Here is a 17,432-nt window from a genome sequence, read left to right as displayed (position 1 = left end):
GGAGGACAACTGGGAGTGGCACACCTTCGACACGGTCAAGGGCGGTGACTACCTGGTCGACCAGGACGCCGCCGAGATCCTGGCGAAGGAGGCCATCGACTCCGTCCTCGACCTGGAGAAGATGGGCCTGCCGTTCAACCGGACCCCGAACGGCACGATCGACCAGCGCCGCTTCGGCGGGCACAGCCGCAACCACGGCGAGGCCCCGGTCCGCCGGTCCTGCTACGCGGCCGACCGCACCGGTCACATGATCCTCCAGACGCTGTACCAGAACTGCGTGAAGGAGGGCGTGGAGTTCTTCAACGAGTTCTACGTCCTGGACCAGATCATGGCCGAGGTCGACGGGGTCAAGGTCTCCGCCGGCGTCGTCGCCTACGAGCTGGCGACCGGCGAGATCCACGTCTTCCAGGCGAAGTCCGTGATCTACGCGTCCGGCGGCACCGGCAAGTTCTTCAAGGTGACGTCCAACGCGCACACCCTGACCGGTGACGGCCAGGCGGCGTGCTACCGGCGCGGGCTGCCGCTGGAGGACATGGAGTTCTTCCAGTTCCACCCGACCGGCATCTGGCGCATGGGCATCCTGCTGACGGAGGGCGCCCGCGGTGAGGGCGGCATCCTGCGCAACAAGGACGGCGAGCGCTTCATGGAGAAGTACGCGCCGGTCATGAAGGACCTCGCGTCGCGTGACGTCGTCTCGCGCTCCATCTACACGGAGATCCGGGAGGGCCGCGGCTGCGGCCCCGAGGGCGACCACGTCTACCTCGACCTCACGCACCTCCCGCCGGAGCAGCTCGACGCCAAGCTCCCGGACATCACGGAGTTCGCGCGCACCTACCTCGGTATCGAGCCGTACACGGACCCGATCCCGATCCAGCCCACCGCGCACTACGCGATGGGCGGCATCCCGACCAACGTCGAGGGTGAGGTCCTCAGCGACAACACCACCGTCGTCCCGGGCCTGTACGCGGCCGGCGAGGTCGCCTGCGTCTCGGTCCACGGCGCCAACCGCCTGGGCACGAACTCCCTCCTCGACATCAACGTCTTCGGCCGCCGGGCCGGCATCGCCGCCGCCGAGTACGCGCACTCCGCGGACTTCGTCGAGCTGCCCGACTCCCCGGAGACCATGGTCATCGAGCAGATCGAGCGGCTGCGGACCTCCACCGGCAACGAGCGGGTGGCGGCGCTCCGCAACGAGCTGCAGGAGACCATGGACGCCAACGTCATGGTGTTCCGCACCGAGCAGACCATCAAGACGGCGGTCGAGAAGATCGCGGAGCTGCGCGCCCGCTACAAGAACGTCTCGATCCAGGACAAGGGCAAGCGGTTCAACACCGACCTGCTCGAAGCCGTCGAGCTGGGCAACCTGCTGGACCTGGCCGAGGTCATGGCGGTCTCCGCGCTGGCCCGCAAGGAGTCCCGCGGCGGTCACTACCGCGAGGACTACCCGAACCGCGACGACGTCAACTTCATGCGCCACACCATGGCGTACCGCGAGGTCGGCGACGACGGCTCCGAGTCCATCCGTCTCGACTACAAGCCGGTCGTGCAGACCCGCTACCAGCCGATGGAGCGTAAGTACTGATGGCTACCCCTGTTCTGGACAAGGCGGACGCGGCCGGATCGCCCGAGCCCGGTTTCGCCGACTCCCCCTACATCACGGTCACCGTCCGCGTCCGCCGGTTCAACCCGGAGGTCTCGGCGGAGGCGACCTGGGAAGACTTCCAGCTGGAGATCGACCCCAAGGAGCGCGTCCTGGACGCCCTCCACAAGATCAAGTGGGAGCTGGACGGCACCCTCACCTTCCGCCGCTCCTGCGCCCACGGCATCTGCGGGTCCGACGCGATGCGGATCAACGGCAAGAACCGTCTCGCCTGCAAGACGCTGATCAAGGACATCAGCCCGGAGAAGCCGATCACGGTCGAGCCCATCAAGGGCCTGACGGTCCTGAAGGACCTGGTCGTCGACATGGAGCCGTTCTTCCAGGCGTACCGGGACGTGATGCCCTTCCTGATCACGAAGGACACCAACGAGCCGACGCGGGAGCGCCTCCAGTCGGCCGAGGACCGCGAGCGCTTCGACGACACGACGAAGTGCATCCTCTGCGCGGCCTGCACCTCCTCCTGCCCGGTCTTCTGGAACGACGGCCAGTACTTCGGCCCGGCGGCCATCGTCAACGCGCACCGCTTCATCTTCGACTCGCGTGACGAGGCCGGCGAGCAGCGGCTGGAGATCCTCAACGACCGCGACGGCGTCTGGCGCTGCCGCACGACCTTCAACTGCACGGACGCCTGCCCGCGCGGCATCGAGGTCACGAAGGCGATCGCGGAGGTGAAGCGAGCGCTGATCACGCGCCGCTTCTGACGTCCGTCGGTTTCCGGGGGTCGTCGCCGCACACGGCCGTGCTGGGCCGTGAGCAGTTCGCACCAGCGCCCGGCCGGGGTTTCCCGGCCGGGCGTTCTGCATTCTGCGCGGGCGGCCGTCAGGTTCGGCGCCTGGTGCCGGCCGGCCGCTGCCTGCCGTCTGCGCCAACGGGGCGGTCAGTCAGCTCCTCGCCGAGAGCGGTGCGGAGCCAGTCCAGTGAGCCGGTCTCCAGTACGGCGTCCGCGAGGGCCCGACCGGACGCGGTGACGATCCGCCCACGGCTGTTGTCGATCCACCGCTGCGCGTTCTCATAACCCTGGGCGCGGTACTCGAGGCCCTGAAGCATGCATTCCAGTTTGTCCGCGTCACGGGCACAGATCGCCTCCGGGGTGTCGCGCGCCTCGTACGCGGCGATGATTCCGGTCACCGTCTCGGCGACGGCCGGGGGCATCGCCGAGACCTGGTCCGCCGCGATGCGCCGCGGATCGGCCTCGCCGCCGGTGTACTTCTTGCCGAGGTGGTTGACGTCGCCCGTGCGGGTTTCTCCGGTGTCGTGCCAGACGGCGAGGAGCGCGGCGCGAGCCGGGTCGGCGCCCTCCAGCGCGGCGATGACGGACGCGATGAGGCTGGTACGCCAGGAGTGCTCCGCAACCGACTCCGGATCCTTGACGCCGGCCATCCACCACCCGGTTCGCCTCGTCGCCTTCAACGTGCCGGCCTCGTACAAGAAGCGGGCTACCGGCGTCAGGTCCTCGTCGGCCATGGTCGGACTCCTCTCACGCCTCCGCAAGGCGGATCGCGTACAGGATGCTCTCCGACTCCCGCCGTCCACCGGGCGAGAGTTCCCGGCCATCCAACATGATCAGGATCCGTTCGCGCAGGGTGCGGGCCGCCTCCCCTGACCGCAGCAGGTCGAGGCGTGTCTGGAGCAGCGCCCACACGCTGTGAATGTTCAGGTCCACATAGCCGTGCTGGGGCGCGATGCCTTCGGCCAGATGGGCCAGCAGCTTCTGCCCGTTCCACGCGCCGAGGGAGCCGGCAGCGATGAAGTCGTCGGAGAGCTGGGGGACGGAGGTCTCGCCGATCCAGTAGGCCCAGTAGGCGAGGTTGGCAGCCTCTCCGGCATCGTCGGCGAGCGCGGTGTCGATGAAGTGGCGCATCCGGTCCCGGTCGCCCTGCCGGGCGGCGACGGCGGCGATCGAGCGACTGTTCAGCCAAGTCGTGAGCCAGTCGTCCGGGCGGTTGGTTCGCTGCTGGTGGGCGAACCAACCGGCTGTGTCGGACGCTCGACCGTAGCCGGCGAGGTACAGCGCCTGTCGGTGCAGGAGGAACTGCCCCGGTCCCCGTGCCTGCTCAGCAGTGGACCGCATGCGGGTGAAGAAGGTGACCCGTTCTGCTGACGTCAGCTCCGGGCAGGCGGAAACCGGCCCTCGGCGCGTGCGGGGCGGATCGGGCAAAGCGCGCAGAAACCGGGGTGGTACGCCGTTGAGGGGCCAGACGAGGATCTCTGCGAGGTCACGCCGCATCACCATCGTGCCGAGCGGGCTGTCCAGTGCCGGCACCCCCTCATCGAGGGTGATGGCGAGAAGGACGTCCGCCTCCAGGGCGCGTTCCAGGGCTTTGAGGAGGACGGGGGCGGAACCCATCCGTACGAGTCGGTGGCGTAGCCCGTGCACCTGCCGCACAGAGACCGCCGTGAGCGGGCGCCGTCCTGTCTCCCAGCCGGCGATGGTGTCGGGTGAGACTGCCAGGAAGTCCGCGGCCTCCTCTTGCGTGCATCCCTGCTGCTCTCGAATCACCCGGAGAACGTGACCGCTGAGCAGGCCTGAATGAGGACGGGCTCCCTTTCCCGTACTGGCGGTCAGGGTTCGGGCGGGACGTGGCCTCACGGGGGTTCCAATCCCGGCGGTTCGCAACAAACCACCCGTACTCGCAGTCACTTATCAGGTACGAACCGACTACGTACTGTCGTGTTGTCCCTGAGCTGAGCTTAAGCGGGTGGCCGCGAACCCGGGTCGGATCCCCCCGGATGCCACCTGGAGGAGAGCGTGGCGAGCGCGGAGGGCACCTTCCGGAACCGTGGGGACCGGCGTGTGAGCGGTCCGAGTCCCCAGACCACAGAGACAAGGCGACGATGCCTGAAACACCGACACAGATGACGGACACCACGCATGAGCGGTGCGAGGGAGGAACGGCCGTCTGGCGCGTCCCCGCCGCCGTGATGCGGACCGTCGTAGGCAGCAGTGCCCGAAGCGGTACGCGTCTGGACAGGGGAGCCGGCCCATGGTGAGTCCGAACGTTCTGCGAGCCGAGGACGGTACCGAAGTCCACAGCCTGACAGTTCCCCGTACGGGTGAGTCGGCCTCCGTCTGCCGCGGCGTCGTACGCCGGGCGCTGCGCGACTGGCATTTCACGAACCTGACTGAGGACGCGGAAACAGTGGTCACCGAACTGGTCGCCAACTCGGTCCGGCACGCCCGGCACGGCTCCGTACGACTGATCGTGCGGCGGACGGAGAGCGGCGTACGCATCGCTGTCACGGACCGCAGTCATGCGGTGCCCGTGCTTCGCTGCCCGGAGCCGGGCGGCGAGACCGGCCGGGGACTGGCCATCATCAATGCCCTGGCCGTGCGTTGGGGGCACGAATCGCTGCCGTGGGGGAAATCCGTATGGGCCGACATGGAACACCTGGGGAGGTGTTCGCCGTGACCCTCGGCGCCTGTGCCGCAGCCGCATCGACCCGGCCCACCGTGAGCGAGGTGTTCGTCCACGCACGTGCCCGGATCCACCAGGCCGCCGCCGCCCTCTGGCCCGGGGAGCCCGCGTCGCTCGACGCCCACGTGCCCGGTGTCACCGGTTACGTGCACCGCACCCGGGTCGGTGAGCGCACTCTGTACGCCAAAACGTCCTTCCTGGGGGTCTCCCTCGTCTCACTGCTGCGCGGGTCCCACGGCTCATGGGCCAGGGTGTGCGAGAAGCAACGGGCGTACGAGCAGCGGCCGGACGGGCTCCTCGTCCGTGAGGCCGCGCAGCTGCGGATCCTGTCCGGCCTCGCCGGGCCGCGGGTCTGCCCGGTCGCCGGTGTACGGGACGGCGTCATCTTCACCGAGGCCGTCCACGGCCCGACCCTCGCGGACCTGCTCCTCGCCATGCCCGAGCGGACACGCGAGCTGATGGAGAGGCCCCTCGCCGAGCTGAGGCCCCTGCACCGGCCAGGTGCCGCGCGCCGCCTGGATCCGGACGGAGCGATCGGGGAGCGCGCCATCGCGGGGACGTTCCTGCGGAAGTTCGCCGGCACCGCGGGCGAATACATCGACGGCCTCGGCGCCGAACGGTGCGAGCCCGGGACCCGGGTGGCGGTCGCCGAGCTGATCCGTGCGAGCGTGGCCCGGCTCCACAGACTACGGAAGACGCGGCGGCCCGCCCCGGTCGGCACGTCCCTCGCGTACGGGGACCTGAAGCCGGAACACGTCGTGTTCCCCGACGGTCCTGACAGCCGGCCGGTGCTCCTCGACCCCGGGCTTCTGCGAGGGAGTACCACGGTGGACCTGGCGAAGCTCATGAGCCGGACGGTGCTGTTCGTCGTCGTGTACCGGCCGGACCCGGCGGTAACCCGGCAGATCCTCGACGGCCTCGCGCTGCTGGCCCTGTCCCGAGCCGGGCACCTGTCCGCCCGGGAGCGGCGAATGTGGCTGCGACACCTGCTGACGCTGTGGCTGATGGACACTCTGAACATCGCCACGACGTATCTGTCCGCGCCGGCCGCGCTGCCGCTGCCCTTGCTCGGCGTGGCCCTCGTCGAGCGGGCGCTTCCGTTGTGTCTCCTCGTCGAGGCGGTGACCGACGACCTCCTCGGCTCGACCGTTCGGTGTACGGGGGACCGGATCCTCGACCGGATCGCCGAGGTGGCCGCGTGACGGCCGGGGTGCCCGCCGTGGGTGTCATCGGAACGGGCGCGGTCGGACAGGCTGTCTGCGGTGCTCTGTTGGCCTCCGGACTGTGCGACCGGATCCTCGTCGCCTCTCGGACCGCCGGGCAGGCCGCGGCCCTGGCGGACGATCTCGACGACATGCGGGGCGCGCTCGGGTCCCGGGTGCGGCCGGTCCCGGCCGAGGTGGAGGAGCTGCGCACGTGCGCCGCCGTGGTGGTCGCCGTCCGCGCCCGGTTCGAGAACACGAGTACCAGCGACGTCCGCATGGGCGGAGCACTGGCCCATGGGCCCGTCATCCGTTCCATGGCTGGGCAGTTCACCGGCTACGGGGGGACGGTGCTGGTCGTGACCAACCCGGTCGATCTCCTGACGCGCCTGTTCGCCGAGGTGTCCGGCTGTCGCCGGGTGTTCGGGATCGGCTCCGGTCTGGACTCCGCCCGCTATCGGCTCGCCCTCGCCCGGCTTCTGGACGTGCCCGTCGGCACGGTCGCCGGGCACGTCATCGGGGAACACGGGGAGGCACGCGTGGTGTGCGCCTCGTCGACGACTGTCAACGGCCTGCCGGTGTCCGTCCCCCTTCTCCGGGTGCGGGAGGAGCTGAGGGCCCGGCCCGGACGAATCAACTCAGGAATCGGCCGCACCCGGTGCGGTCCCGCCGGTGCGGTGATGTCCACACTGCGCCTGGCATGCGGTGTCGAGGACGGCACGACCGAGCTGTCCGTGGCACACGGGGAGAGCTGGCTCGGGATTCCCGTGCGCTTCACCGGGGGCGAGCCCCTGTCGTCGTTGCCTCCGCTGGACGCTGTCGAGGTCCGACAGTTGGAGGCCGCGAGTTCCAAGCTGCGCGCCGCCTATCCGGCCGTGCGCGGTGTTCCGTCGCAACCCGTCCCGTCCGGAAGGAATGGCTCATGACTGCTCATGCCGTACGCCTGGAGAGCGCCGGCGCGTCCGTGACCGTCGTTTCGCCCGAGCGGGCCGTCATCGACTGGTCCGCCCGGTACTTCGGCCCATGGTGGAAGGCGGCCGAGGTGCCGTCGGAGGACGTCTGCGCGGGCGCCGTCGTCACTGCGGCAGTCGACACGAGCCAATACGACGATGTGGCGTTCGACGTGGCGCAGCATCCGCACACCAGCACCGAGTACGCGAGGGCTCGGCTCCTCGTCGCCCGGGACGTGCCGACCGGCACCGTGCGGGCCGTGTCTCCGGAGCAGGTACTCGCCTACCGGTCCCAGCCCGGTACCGGACGGCTGGACGTGTTCGGCTGCCACGCCGAGGGCGTGGCCACGGCGACCGCTCGCCTCGCCCGCGAGATGATGCGTGGCCAGCTTCTGCGGGACGGATGGGCGGTGCTGCACGCTTCGGCCGTCGTCGGCGAGAACGGGCGGGCGGTCCTGACCGTCGGGAGCAAGGGCGCGGGAAAGTCGACGACCGCCCTCACCCTGGCCTCGTCGGCGGGCTTCCGGCTGCTGGCGAACGACCGGGTGTTCGTCCGTCCGAACGACCGGCGAGGTGTGGACGTGCTGCCGTGGCCATCGGCTGCCGCGCTCGGTCTCGGTCTGCTGAAGGCTCTCGGCTGGTTCACCGAAGCGCGCAAGCGCCTGGAGGCCGGGGAGTCGCTGCATCCGACACAGGCCGACCGCGTCACCGAAGCGATCCGGGCGGGGGATCCCACGCCCTTGTGGGAGGGTGACAAGGAGCAGAAGGCGCAGGTGTTCCCCGACCAGTTTCCTGATTGGTTCGGCGTGCGTCTGGCCACCGAGGGCGAGGCCGCTGCCCTGGTGTTCCCCCGGATCGAAGCGGGTGTGGCACCGGCCGTCGAGGAACGTGACCGGGTTTTGGAGGCGGGCGACTTCATGAGCGGGGTGACCGAGGACCGTTACCCGGACGTGTTCGGACTGCTGGGTATGGACGGCGGTGGGGCTGTCGGCGCCCGGCGGGAGGTCGCTCGTCTCCTGGCGAAGCTGCCTTACCACAGAGTGGTTCTCGGTCATGACCTCGTGGCGAACAGTCGTTTCCTGGCCACGGGAACCCGAGGTGGCGGCGTGCTCTTCGGCGGGCATGCCACAGGAGGTACGTGGTGCTCACCGCAATCGCTGACGACATCATGAAGTGCCGTCCGGGCTGGCGTGTCGAGATCCTGCAAGGGCAGCTCGTCGCCAGTCCACTACGGGACGCGTCCCGGTCGTGGAAGCCGACATCGAGAGCCACCACGTCCGGAACAACACCTACGCCCCCGCCGGCTTCCGTCTCGTCCTTGAGGTCACCGCCGAATCCTCGACGTATGACCTGCACATCAAGTCCGCCGCCTACGCGGAGGCCGGGATCCCCGTCTATGTCGTCATCGACCGAGAGCACGAGTGCATCCGCGTCCTCACCGACCCGGCAGAAGACGAATACACCACCCATCGAGTGCATGCGCCCGGTGAAACCGTCAACCTCCCCACTTGCTTCGGTGCCGGGGTCGCTCTTGATGTAGCGGACTACTTCTGACTCAGCAGAAACATGAGTCCCAGCAGTTTTGGCTGGTTCGTGTCCCTGCGGGACAGTGCACTCAACGGCCACACTCTGAAGCGTGTGCGCTGTAGCGCTGCCGGAGGGGGAGGCGTGACGGGGTACCGGGCACCCGACACCAGTAGAAATCGCTGGCATGCCCCCAAGCCGTACGGGTATGGAACGGCCAGCGCGTCCGCACTGTTCATCGCCGCACCTTTGCTCACGGCCGCTGCGCTTTCCTTGGCCGGTGTAGTCGGAGGCGCAGACGAAGAATTCCAGTGGCCCGGCCCTATCCTGTTGCTGCTCGTCATCGCGGCTCTTTCACTGGTCGCCAGTATCCAACTCGCCTATCACGCCCGTCTGTACCTGTATTCGTACGACGACCTGACATGCTGGCTGGGACCCGAGTACGTAGCGGACAAGTCGTCGGCACTGAAGAGCAAACAGCAGCAGGACCAAGTGGTGTGGAAGAGGTACCAGGTCCGTGCTGTCCACGCGTTCAACCTGGGCACTTTGCTTCTGGGGCTCGGCATCGCGGCCGCACTGGTGCCGCCGGACGGTGGCAGACAGGTCGAGTGGCGGTGGACCGCCGCCGCTGTCGTACTGACCGCCACTTTGGTCGATGGGGTCTGGGTGACCTACCTGCAGTTGCACGCGACAGGGAGGACGGACAACTGGTTCTACAGATGCACACAATGGCTCATCGGGCGCTTTCGCAGAAGAGGAGGTTGACCCATGCTGTCAGAGACCGAACTACCCGGCTTTCCCATACCGGAGAACAGCACAGCCGCGTGTATTCGGTGCGATGCGCCGATCGTCCCGGATCCACCGGCGGGCTGGAGCGGTTACACGGAGCAAGAGTTCGAGAAATGGGAGGATTCCCTGCCCGTGAAGCTCGGAACAACCGACGAGACTTTCCCCGACCCTCTCGGGTTCACGACCGCTCACGATGCGAACTGTCCATACGTGAAACTCCCGCCCATTGTCATGTGGTTCGAGAACGAGGAGAGGGCCGCCCATATACATCGGAAACTCTGGGAGGCCTGGCAACCCTGACCCCGCCGCTCGCCGCCGGTACCGCCCCCTTATACGATGCTCCATCGCGCCGCCTCCTCGGTGCGGCGGAACGGGGAGCCGACTGGCGATGGCGAGAGGTGGGCGGCGGGCGTCGCGGGTGAGGGTGTGGCTCGGACTTCTCGCCGTGGCCGCGGGTTGCTATCTCGCCGGTGACCCGGCGAACCGGGCTCGTGCCGCGGTGGAGTCAGCCACCCGATGGTGGCCGTGGGCACTGCTGGCCCTGGCTCTGCTCAATCTACTGCGCTCGGTGACGTCTCCGGCCGCCCTCCTCGGACCGCTCCTGCTCGCAGCCGTGGCGACAGCCTCGATCGTGCCGGCCGATGAGATGAGCGCGCGGGTGGTGACCGGTCTCGCCTTGCCCGCGGTGCTGGCGCTGTCCGGCGCACTGCTCATCGGCACGGCCGTCCCGCGCGCCGGCGGCACTCGCTGGAGCCGGGTCCTGACGGCAGGAAGGGTCGTCGTACCCGAAGAAGCGAGTGGCACTCTGACCCTGCGAGCCGTACTCGGGGAGATACAGGCCGATCTGACTCGGATCCCCACCACGGTCAGGACCACCGTGCACGTCACGGCAATCGCCGGTCACGTCCAGGTGGACATACCACGGGACCGGTGGGTGACGGTGAGCACGACGGGCGCGCTGCTGACACGCGTACTGGAGACCGGGGCCGGACCCGGTGAACCACCGGACCCCTCAACCGGATGCGTTATCCATGTGCTCGGCGTGTGCGGATCGGTCGGCGTCAAGCGGGTGTGAGCCGCCCCGACCATGGCGATAGGGAACGTGCTTACCCTCTCGTCCGGTGAACCGAGCGGTGACCTCCGTGAAGATCTCCTTCTCACGGTCGGTGTCGTCCGGCAACGGATGGTGCAGAGCCTCCAGCAGGTCGAACCGGTGCAAGTCGTAGACGGTACGCATCAGCCCGGAGTATGCCTGGGCCGCGACGACCGACCCTTTGTAGGCGACACCCGCGAGCACCAGCGCACCGCCGCACAGCCACCATGAGCGCGGCTCGTCGTACAGGGCGACGCAGCACAACGACGCCACCGCCAGGAAGCTCCAGCAGAGGTTGACAGCGGTGTCGAGGGCGTCTCGCGTCGAACTCAGCGCTTCGGACATGCGGTCCGAGACCTGCATGTAGATGCGCGGCCAGGAGGCGAGCGTGGCGAGACCGTACCGCTCCCCGGCGCTGATCTCGCCGGCTCTCAGCGCGTTGCCGAGCGCGGTCGGCAACAGAACCTCGACGGGTGGGCGCAGGCCCAGTCGGCGGCCGGCGTCCGCACGTACTTCACGGACGACCGGGTCCCGCGTGGTCACCTCCGCGCGCTCACGCAGTACCTCCCAGCGTCTGCGCTGTACTTCGACCAGCACCCCGGCAAGACCGGCGGTGACCGGCCAGCGGTACCAGTACCCCTCCAGCACGCGCACGGCCCGCACCTGAAACGGCTGCAAGAGCAGAGCCATGAGCGACGCGCACGTCGACAGGAGCGTGAGCGACCCGGCGGCCGCACTCGCGGTCCTCGGAAGCACTCGCTCCCAGTGACCCACACCGGTGAAGGCGCCGGATCTCAGAAGGGCCCACAGTGAGACGACGAAGAGCGCGGACGGCACGAAGTGCACTCCCAGCAGCCGTCGCACTCAGCACCTCCCGTACCCCCACCGTCTCCTGTGACCCACACGCTACAACTGGCTCAGAAACCTCTCACGAAGTCCATGCCGCCGACCGTACGAGACGGCACTGACAATCACGTGTTCCGGCTGGTGATCGGCTTACTCTGACGCCATGTCAGATGACGAGTCGTACGAGCTGCTCGGGTTCGACAACGTGCTGTTGCCCGTCGGGGACCTCGCCGAGGCCGTCGGGTTCTATGAGCGGGCCGGGTTCGACGTCGGGTTCCGGCTCGACGAGGCCGGGATCGCGCTGCTGAAGGTGGGGGGCGAGACGCCCGGCATCCTGTTGCGGCACGAGGACGGGCTCGGGCACCGGCCGCCGCCCTGGCCCTCGCCGCGGGTGTGGCTGGAGGTGCCGGACGCCAAGGCCGCCGCACGGGCGCTGACGGGCGCCGGGATTCCGCCGGCCGAGGGGCCCTTCTCCACCGCCACCGGCTGGACCGTCGAGTTCGCCGATCCGTGGGGGAACGTCGTCGGGCTGACGGACTATCTGAAACGGCCCGAACTCAGCCGCCGACCCTGAGTTGAACATGTTCAAACGCTGGCCTAGAGTCATCCCTGTCAGCGTTTTGAACGCGTTCAAGAAGGGGGCGGGCCATGGACCGCACCGTCATCGCCTATGTCGTCTACCTGGTCGTCAGCATCGGACTGACCATCTGGGTGGCGCGCACGCTCAGCCGCAACGGACGGATCTTCCTCGCCGACGTGCTGCACGGCAACGAGAAGCTCGCCGACGCCGTCAACCACCTGCTGGTGGTCGGGTTCTACCTGGTCAACCTCGGGTTCGTCGCGCTCTACCTCAGCGGCGACGGCACGATCACCGACACCCGCGGGATATTCGAGGCGCTGTCGACCAAGCTGGGTGTGGTGCTGCTCGTGCTCGGAGTGATGCACCTCGGGAACGTGTACGTGCTCAACCGCATCCGGCGCCGGGGGGCCATGGAGCGCGAGCAGCAGCCGCCCGTGCCGCCGCAGGGCTGGGTCGCCCCGACGGCCGGGGTCTGAGCGCCATGACGGCCACGACGGCCGGCGTCCCCGTACGCCGGCTCACCGTCCTCTACGACGCCGAGTGCGGGCTCTGCTCGTTCGTCCGGGACTGGCTCACGCGGCAGCGGCAACTCGTGCCGGTGGAGACCGTGCCCGCCGGGTCCGAGGAGGCCCGGCGGCGGTTCCCGGGACTCGATCACGCCGCCTCGCTGGAGGAGATCACCGTCGTCGGCGACGGCGGACAGGTCTACCGGTCCGCCGCCGCCTGGGTCGTCACCCTGTGGGCGCTGCGCGAGCACCGGCCGCTCGCCCACCGCCTCGCCACCCCGGCCGGGGCGCGGCTCGCCAAGGGCGCCGTACTGGCCGCCGCCAAGTGGCGCGGCGGGCAGCAGGAGAGGAAGTGGGGCGGGACGGGGTACCGGCGCGCGGACGGCTGGGCGTACGACCCGCGCGCGGGATGGACGTACACCGCGCCCGGCTGTGACAGCGGCGCCTGTGCCACTGGCTAGGCTGCCCCCGTGCCTGCGAAGAACGACGGCCCCGGAGACGGGACCCACCTCAGCAAGTCCGAGCAGACCCGCGCCCTGATCCTGGAGACGGCCATGCGGCTGTTCCAGGAGCGCGGGTACGACCGGACGACCATGCGGGCCATCGCCCAGGAGGCCGGGGTCTCCGTCGGCAACGCGTACTACTACTTCGCCGGCAAGGAGCACCTGATCCAGGGCTTCTACGACCGGATCGCCGCCGAGCACCAGGCGGCGGTCCGCGAGGTGCTCGCCCGGGAGACCGACCTGGAGGCCAGGCTCGCGGGCGTGCTGAAGGTGTGGCTGGACATCGCCAAGCCCTACCACGAGTTCGCGGTGCAGTTCTTCAAGAACGCCGCCGACCCGGACAGCCCGCTCAGCCCGTTCTCCCCGGAGTCGGAGCACGCGCGCGTGGAGGCGATCAGCGTCCACCGCGCGGTGCTGGCGGGAGCGAAGACCAAGGTGCCGGAGGAGCTGAAGGACGTCCTGCCGGAGCTGATGTGGCTCTCCCAGATGGGGCTCGTCCTGTACTGGATCTTCGACCGGACCGAGGACCGCGAGCGCAGCTACCGGCTGGCCGAGCGCGGCGCCCGGCTCACCGCGCGGGGCGTCGTGCTCGCCCGGTTCCGGGTGCTGCGCCCGCTGGTGCGGGAGGTGCACGAACTGTTCACGGACTTCCTGCCGGGGATGACGAAGTTCATGCCGGATCCGGAGCGGGGCACAGCTCGGTGAAGGGCGGATCGTCGCCCGCCGGACGGCCGCACAGGGGCACCGCCTTGAGCGGCGCCTTCTTGTCCTCCTTGGTGACGTCGTGCAGTCCGATGCCGTGGCCCCGCCGCTGCGGGTCCTCGTGGTCGGCGTCGCGGAAGCCGATGGTGCCGGTGGCGCCGGTCAGCACCGCCGAGTGCAGGGCCGCCAGCACGACCGGGGCGCCGCCGCTCCTCGGGACGCCCGTCGTCCGCGCGAGGGTGTGGAAGGCCAGTACGGCGTCGTGGGAGAGTGCGAGGAACCCGTCGGCGTAGACCGAACCGTCGGTGGCGGGCCGCCTGCCGCCCCCGGGGCGGAACAGCCCGGACGCGAACTCGGCCTTCGCCTGGTCGTACTCCCGCGCGTCCGCCAGGTGCCGCTCGTCGGTGAGCGAGGCGTACCGCAGCAGCGTCCCGACGGGGAACTTCAGCCCCGGGTCGGTGTACGACTTCTTGGTCGCGTCGTCCCCGGACAGGACGACGAGGTCGTCGTGGAGCGGGCGGCACTGCGGGTGCTCCTCCAGGTCCGCCATCAGGGAGGGGATGTGGCTCGCCCGCCCCGCCAGGTAGACGACGGGGACGCGCCGGTCGCAGATCTCGCGGACCGCCTCGGACATCTCCGCCTCGGTGTCGTCCGCGCCGTAGACGATCGTGGGGCGGACGTCGAAGCCCTCCCGGCGGAGCTGTTCGCGGCCGTAGCGGGCGTGGTCCGCGGTGTAGGAGTGGCCGGGGCGGCCCCCGTCGTCGGGGGTGAGGACCACCGCCCGGCGGCCCGCCGCGTCGCCGAGGGAGCGCACCAGGAGCATCGCCTCCTCCTGGTCGGTGGGGGCCAGGCCCACGTAGTTGCGGTACTTGCGGGCCAGTTCCGTCGCCGAGTTGGTTGTGCCGATCACCGGCAGGCCTTGCCGTTGCAGCAGCCCCACCGCCGCGTCGCTCTCCGCCGTGTTGATCCCCATGCCGACGACGCCAACGACGTCGGGGTGGCGCCGCGCGTAGTCGACGATCCGCTCGGCCATCCGCTTCTGGTACTTCAGTCCCTGGCCGCCGGTGGCGACGACGATCCGTACCTTGGGCAGCCGGTTGGTGGCCCGGGAGTCGTTGATCAGGCGCTGCGCCAGGTACACCCCGGCCAGTTGCCGCACCACGTCGGTCGCCTCGGCCGGGTCCGACTCCCTCGCGGTCAGGGCGCCGGCGAAGAGCAGCGTGATATGGCGCTCGCCCTCGATCCGGGCGTTCTCCGCGCCGATCGCCTCCTGGAGCCGCCGCAGGTCCACGACGTGGCCGTCGGCGTCGAGGGTCACGGCGCCGGGTCCCGCCGCCAGCCGGTCGCCGGAGACGACGCCGACGCACTGCCCGTCGGGCATCCGGACCAGGTCGCGGTTCCAGACGACCGACACGTCACCGCAGTAGTGGTCGCCGAGCCAGCCGTAGGACGTGCCCGCTCCCGTGGTGGCCGCGAGGCAGACCGCCACCAGGGTCCAGCGGGACCACAGCAGCCAGCCGCTGCGCGGGACGCGGCAGGTGCCGCGGTGGCGGATCTCGGGGTGGTCGTAGCCCTCGTAGGGGGCGAGGAGGCGGCCGGTGAGGGCGAGGGGCATCAGCCAGGGCAGGGCCGTGTTCATGCTCGGTGCCTGGCCGGTGCGCAGGCTGCGGGTGACCCACGCCTGGTACATCTCCGCCGGGTCGCGGACGCCCGACACCAGGGCGGGCAGCGGCAGCGGCGTGTGTTCGCGCAGGCCGGCCATGTCGTCGTGGGCGACTCCGGCGACGATCAGCAGGGGGTCCTGTTCGCTGCGGCGGCTGCGGACGTCGCTGACCGCCCGCAGGAACTGCAGGGCGCCGTTGTCCCGGGTGGCGCGGGGAAGCAGCAGCAGCGGCGGGACGGTGCGCTTGCGGTGGCGGAGGTCCCACGCCGGGCGGTGGTTGTCGCGGAGGTCCTCCAGCAGGGCGAGGACGCGGAGCTGGAGGCAGAACTGGCGGGCGCGCTCACGGTCGGCCGCGACGGCCGCGCCCGGACCACCGCCGCCAGGACCGGCCCCATCCGGGCCGCCGCCCGGACCGGCCCCACCCGAGCCGCACCCGGCCAGTCCACACCCACCCGGGCCGCCCCCGCCCGGCGCACCGCTGCCCCAACCGGCTCCATCCGGACCGTACCCGCCCGGTACGCACCCACCGCACCCGCCCGGTGCGCCGCTGCCGGGGGCACCGCTGCCCGAACCGGTCCGATCCGGATCGCACCCGCCCGGTGCGCACTCGCCGCACCCGCCCGGTGCGCCAACGCCCCGACCGGACCCACCCGAGCCGCACCCGGCCAGTCCTCCCCCACCCAGTGCGCCGCCGCCCCGACCGGACCCACCCGGGCCACCACCCGAACCGGCCCCATCCGGGCTGCCCCCACCCGGTGCGCCCTCGCCCCGACCACCGTCCCGACCGGACCCACCCGGGCCGCCCTCGCCCCGTGCGCCGCCCGGACCGTACCCGCCCGGTGCGCACTCGCCGCACCCGCCCGGTGTGCCGCTGCCGGGGGCGCCGCTGCCCGGACCGGTCCGATCCGGACCGGGCCCGTCCGGACCGGGCCCGTCCGGGCCGCCACCCGGCTCGCCTCCAGCCGGGCCGCCCCCGCCTGGCCCGTCCTCGTCCGAACCGGCGCCGGCCGGGCCGTTCTCACTCGGAGCGCCTCCGGCCGGGCCCGCCGCCGTCAGGAGTTGTCGGGCCACCTCCGCGGCGCGTTCCTCCAGCGTGGCGCGGGAGAGGCGGGGGTGCCACGGTGACCAGACGGGGGCCTCGCGGCTGGGGGTGACGGGGAACGTCGTCGTGGCGAACCAGCGGCAGCCGGCGCCCAGCCACGGGGGGCCGGCCCAGGAACGGGCGAGGGCCACGGCCGCCGGCGCGAGGAGGGCGCCCAGCACCGCGGCGGTCAGGTACCAGCCGCCGACCCGGGCGGCGAGGACGCCCACGCAGGCGACGACCGCGGCGCCCAGCGCCGTCGCCGGGCTGAGCAGTCCCGCCAGGGAGCGCCAGAAGCCGGTACGGGCGCGGCCGGTGCCGGGCCGCCAGCGCAGCTCCGCCAGCCGGGTCACCACGGCCCGGTGGTCGGGCACCTGCCCCGCGCCGTCCGCGGCCTCCGCCAGGGCCTGGTCGAGCGCGGCCAGCAGCCGGGAACGGGGCATGTCGTAGGGGCGGTACTGGCTGCGGTTGTGGTTCTCCCACGGGCCCTCCGCCACGTCCTTGACCAGGGCGGTCGTCGCCGCGTACGTACGGTCGTCCAGGAACGGCGGGCCGCCGGGCGGGCGTACGGCCTCCTCGGCGCGGCCGACGGGCGGGTCCAGCCGGCGGCAGAGCAGCCAGCGGGGTTTCTGCGCCCGGTGGACCAGGTCGACGGTCTGCCGGGCGCGGTCGTCGCAGGGGCCCTGCGGGTCCTCGCGCGTCGCGTGCACCACGACGACGGGCATCGGGCCCCGGCGCCGCGCGTAGCCGTCGATCAGCTTCTCGCACAGGTCCAGGACCAGCCCGCCCGCCGGGCTCGGCACCGTGTCCCGCCACACCTCTTTTCCGCCCCGTCCCAGGCCCACCGGCCCCACCCCGTCCCGTTTCGGCCACCGCGCGCGGCCGGATTACCGGGGACCGTAGGACCGGCCGGGTAC

Annotated in this window: 18 protein-coding genes; 14 read left to right on the top strand and 4 right to left on the bottom strand. The window is 70.7% G+C overall.

What is annotated here, in order from left to right; translation table 11 throughout:
• Nucleotides 1-1,582 (top strand): succinate dehydrogenase flavoprotein subunit (sdhA, locus tag UW392_RS29470; protein ID WP_320778183.1); only part of this gene is annotated, 1,582 nt, incomplete at its 5' end.
• Nucleotides 1,582-2,361, top strand: a complete 780-nt coding sequence (locus tag UW392_RS29465) for a succinate dehydrogenase iron-sulfur subunit (protein WP_320778182.1) — start codon at nucleotides 1,582-1,584, stop codon at nucleotides 2,359-2,361. The genes sdhA and UW392_RS29465, both read left to right, overlap by 1 nt.
• Before the next feature lie 118 nt (nucleotides 2,362-2,479).
• Here the strand turns inward: UW392_RS29465 and UW392_RS29460 are convergent, their stop codons facing one another.
• Nucleotides 2,480-3,124, bottom strand: a complete 645-nt coding sequence (locus UW392_RS29460) for an HD domain-containing protein (RefSeq protein ID WP_320778181.1) — start codon at nucleotides 3,122-3,124, stop codon at nucleotides 2,480-2,482.
• A 13-nt stretch (nucleotides 3,125-3,137) separates the two neighbouring features.
• Nucleotides 3,138-4,226, bottom strand: coding sequence for a helix-turn-helix domain-containing protein (locus UW392_RS29455; RefSeq protein WP_414496713.1), 1,089 nt, complete (start codon nucleotides 4,224-4,226; stop codon nucleotides 3,138-3,140).
• A 418-nt stretch (nucleotides 4,227-4,644) separates the two neighbouring features.
• Between UW392_RS29455 and UW392_RS29450 the strand changes: the two genes are divergently transcribed.
• The 8 genes from UW392_RS29450 (at nucleotide 4,645) to UW392_RS29415 (ending at nucleotide 10,616) form a co-directional block, all read left to right on the top strand.
• Nucleotides 4,645-5,070, top strand: a complete 426-nt coding sequence (locus tag UW392_RS29450) for an ATP-binding protein (protein ID WP_320778180.1) — start codon at nucleotides 4,645-4,647, stop codon at nucleotides 5,068-5,070.
• Nucleotides 5,058-6,278 carry a hypothetical protein gene (locus UW392_RS29445; protein ID WP_320778179.1) on the top strand — a complete coding sequence of 407 codons (1,221 nt, stop codon included), beginning with the start codon at nucleotides 5,058-5,060 and terminating at the stop codon, nucleotides 6,276-6,278. Before UW392_RS29450 ends, UW392_RS29445 begins: the two co-directional genes overlap by 13 nt.
• Nucleotides 6,230-7,204, top strand: a complete 975-nt coding sequence (locus UW392_RS29440; RefSeq protein WP_320778178.1) for an NAD(P)-binding domain-containing protein — start codon at nucleotides 6,230-6,232, stop codon at nucleotides 7,202-7,204. The genes UW392_RS29445 and UW392_RS29440 overlap by 49 nt, the downstream gene beginning before the upstream one ends.
• The gene (locus UW392_RS29435) at nucleotides 7,201-8,400 is read left to right on the top strand and encodes a hypothetical protein (RefSeq protein ID WP_320778177.1); all 1,200 of its coding nucleotides are present in this window, start codon (nucleotides 7,201-7,203) and stop codon (nucleotides 8,398-8,400) included. Before UW392_RS29440 ends, UW392_RS29435 begins: the two co-directional genes overlap by 4 nt.
• A 76-nt stretch (nucleotides 8,401-8,476) precedes the next feature.
• Nucleotides 8,477-8,782, top strand: coding sequence for a Uma2 family endonuclease (locus tag UW392_RS29430; RefSeq protein WP_320778176.1), 306 nt, complete (start codon nucleotides 8,477-8,479; stop codon nucleotides 8,780-8,782).
• A gap of 300 nt (nucleotides 8,783-9,082) precedes the next feature.
• Nucleotides 9,083-9,517: a hypothetical protein gene (locus tag UW392_RS29425; protein WP_320778175.1), complete on the top strand. Its 435-nt coding sequence runs from the start codon at nucleotides 9,083-9,085 to the stop codon at nucleotides 9,515-9,517.
• 3 nt (nucleotides 9,518-9,520) lie between these two features.
• Entirely contained in the window at nucleotides 9,521-9,841 is a 321-nt protein-coding gene (locus UW392_RS29420; protein ID WP_320778174.1) for a hypothetical protein, read from the top strand.
• Between the two features lie 199 nt (nucleotides 9,842-10,040).
• Entirely contained in the window at nucleotides 10,041-10,616 is a 576-nt protein-coding gene (locus tag UW392_RS29415; protein ID WP_320778173.1) for a hypothetical protein, read from the top strand.
• On the opposite strand, the gene UW392_RS29410 is transcribed toward UW392_RS29415, so the two are convergent.
• Nucleotides 10,554-11,324, bottom strand: a complete 771-nt coding sequence (locus tag UW392_RS29410; protein ID WP_320778172.1) for a hypothetical protein — start codon at nucleotides 11,322-11,324, stop codon at nucleotides 10,554-10,556. The two genes, UW392_RS29415 and UW392_RS29410, sit on opposite strands and share 63 nt — an antisense overlap.
• Nucleotides 11,325-11,643: 319 nt before the next feature.
• Here UW392_RS29410 and UW392_RS29405 point away from each other — a divergent pair, with 319 nt between their 5' ends.
• The 4 genes from UW392_RS29405 to UW392_RS29390 all read left to right on the top strand — a co-directional run bounded on the left by UW392_RS29405 (nucleotide 11,644) and on the right by UW392_RS29390 (nucleotide 13,774).
• Nucleotides 11,644-12,054: a VOC family protein gene (locus UW392_RS29405; RefSeq protein ID WP_320778171.1), complete on the top strand. Its 411-nt coding sequence runs from the start codon at nucleotides 11,644-11,646 to the stop codon at nucleotides 12,052-12,054.
• A 74-nt stretch (nucleotides 12,055-12,128) separates the two neighbouring features.
• Nucleotides 12,129-12,536 carry a hypothetical protein gene (locus UW392_RS29400; RefSeq protein WP_320778170.1) on the top strand — a complete coding sequence of 136 codons (408 nt, stop codon included), beginning with the start codon at nucleotides 12,129-12,131 and terminating at the stop codon, nucleotides 12,534-12,536.
• Nucleotides 12,537-12,541: 5 nt separating this feature from the next.
• Nucleotides 12,542-13,027, top strand: coding sequence for a thiol-disulfide oxidoreductase DCC family protein (locus tag UW392_RS29395; RefSeq protein WP_320778169.1), 486 nt, complete (start codon nucleotides 12,542-12,544; stop codon nucleotides 13,025-13,027).
• Nucleotides 13,028-13,036: 9 nt separating this feature from the next.
• The gene (locus UW392_RS29390; protein WP_320778168.1) at nucleotides 13,037-13,774 is read left to right on the top strand and encodes a TetR/AcrR family transcriptional regulator; all 738 of its coding nucleotides are present in this window, start codon (nucleotides 13,037-13,039) and stop codon (nucleotides 13,772-13,774) included.
• On the opposite strand, the gene UW392_RS29385 is transcribed toward UW392_RS29390, so the two are convergent.
• Nucleotides 13,740-17,318, bottom strand: a complete 3,579-nt coding sequence (locus UW392_RS29385) for an ABC transporter substrate-binding protein (protein WP_320778167.1) — start codon at nucleotides 17,316-17,318, stop codon at nucleotides 13,740-13,742. The two genes, UW392_RS29390 and UW392_RS29385, sit on opposite strands and share 35 nt — an antisense overlap.
• Between the last annotated feature and the right edge of the window lie 114 nt (nucleotides 17,319-17,432).

The organism is Streptomyces sp. CRN 30 (assembly GCF_034105845.1).
Note: the sequence above shows the minus strand (reverse complement) of the source record. Positions and strands in the feature narration are given on the sequence as shown.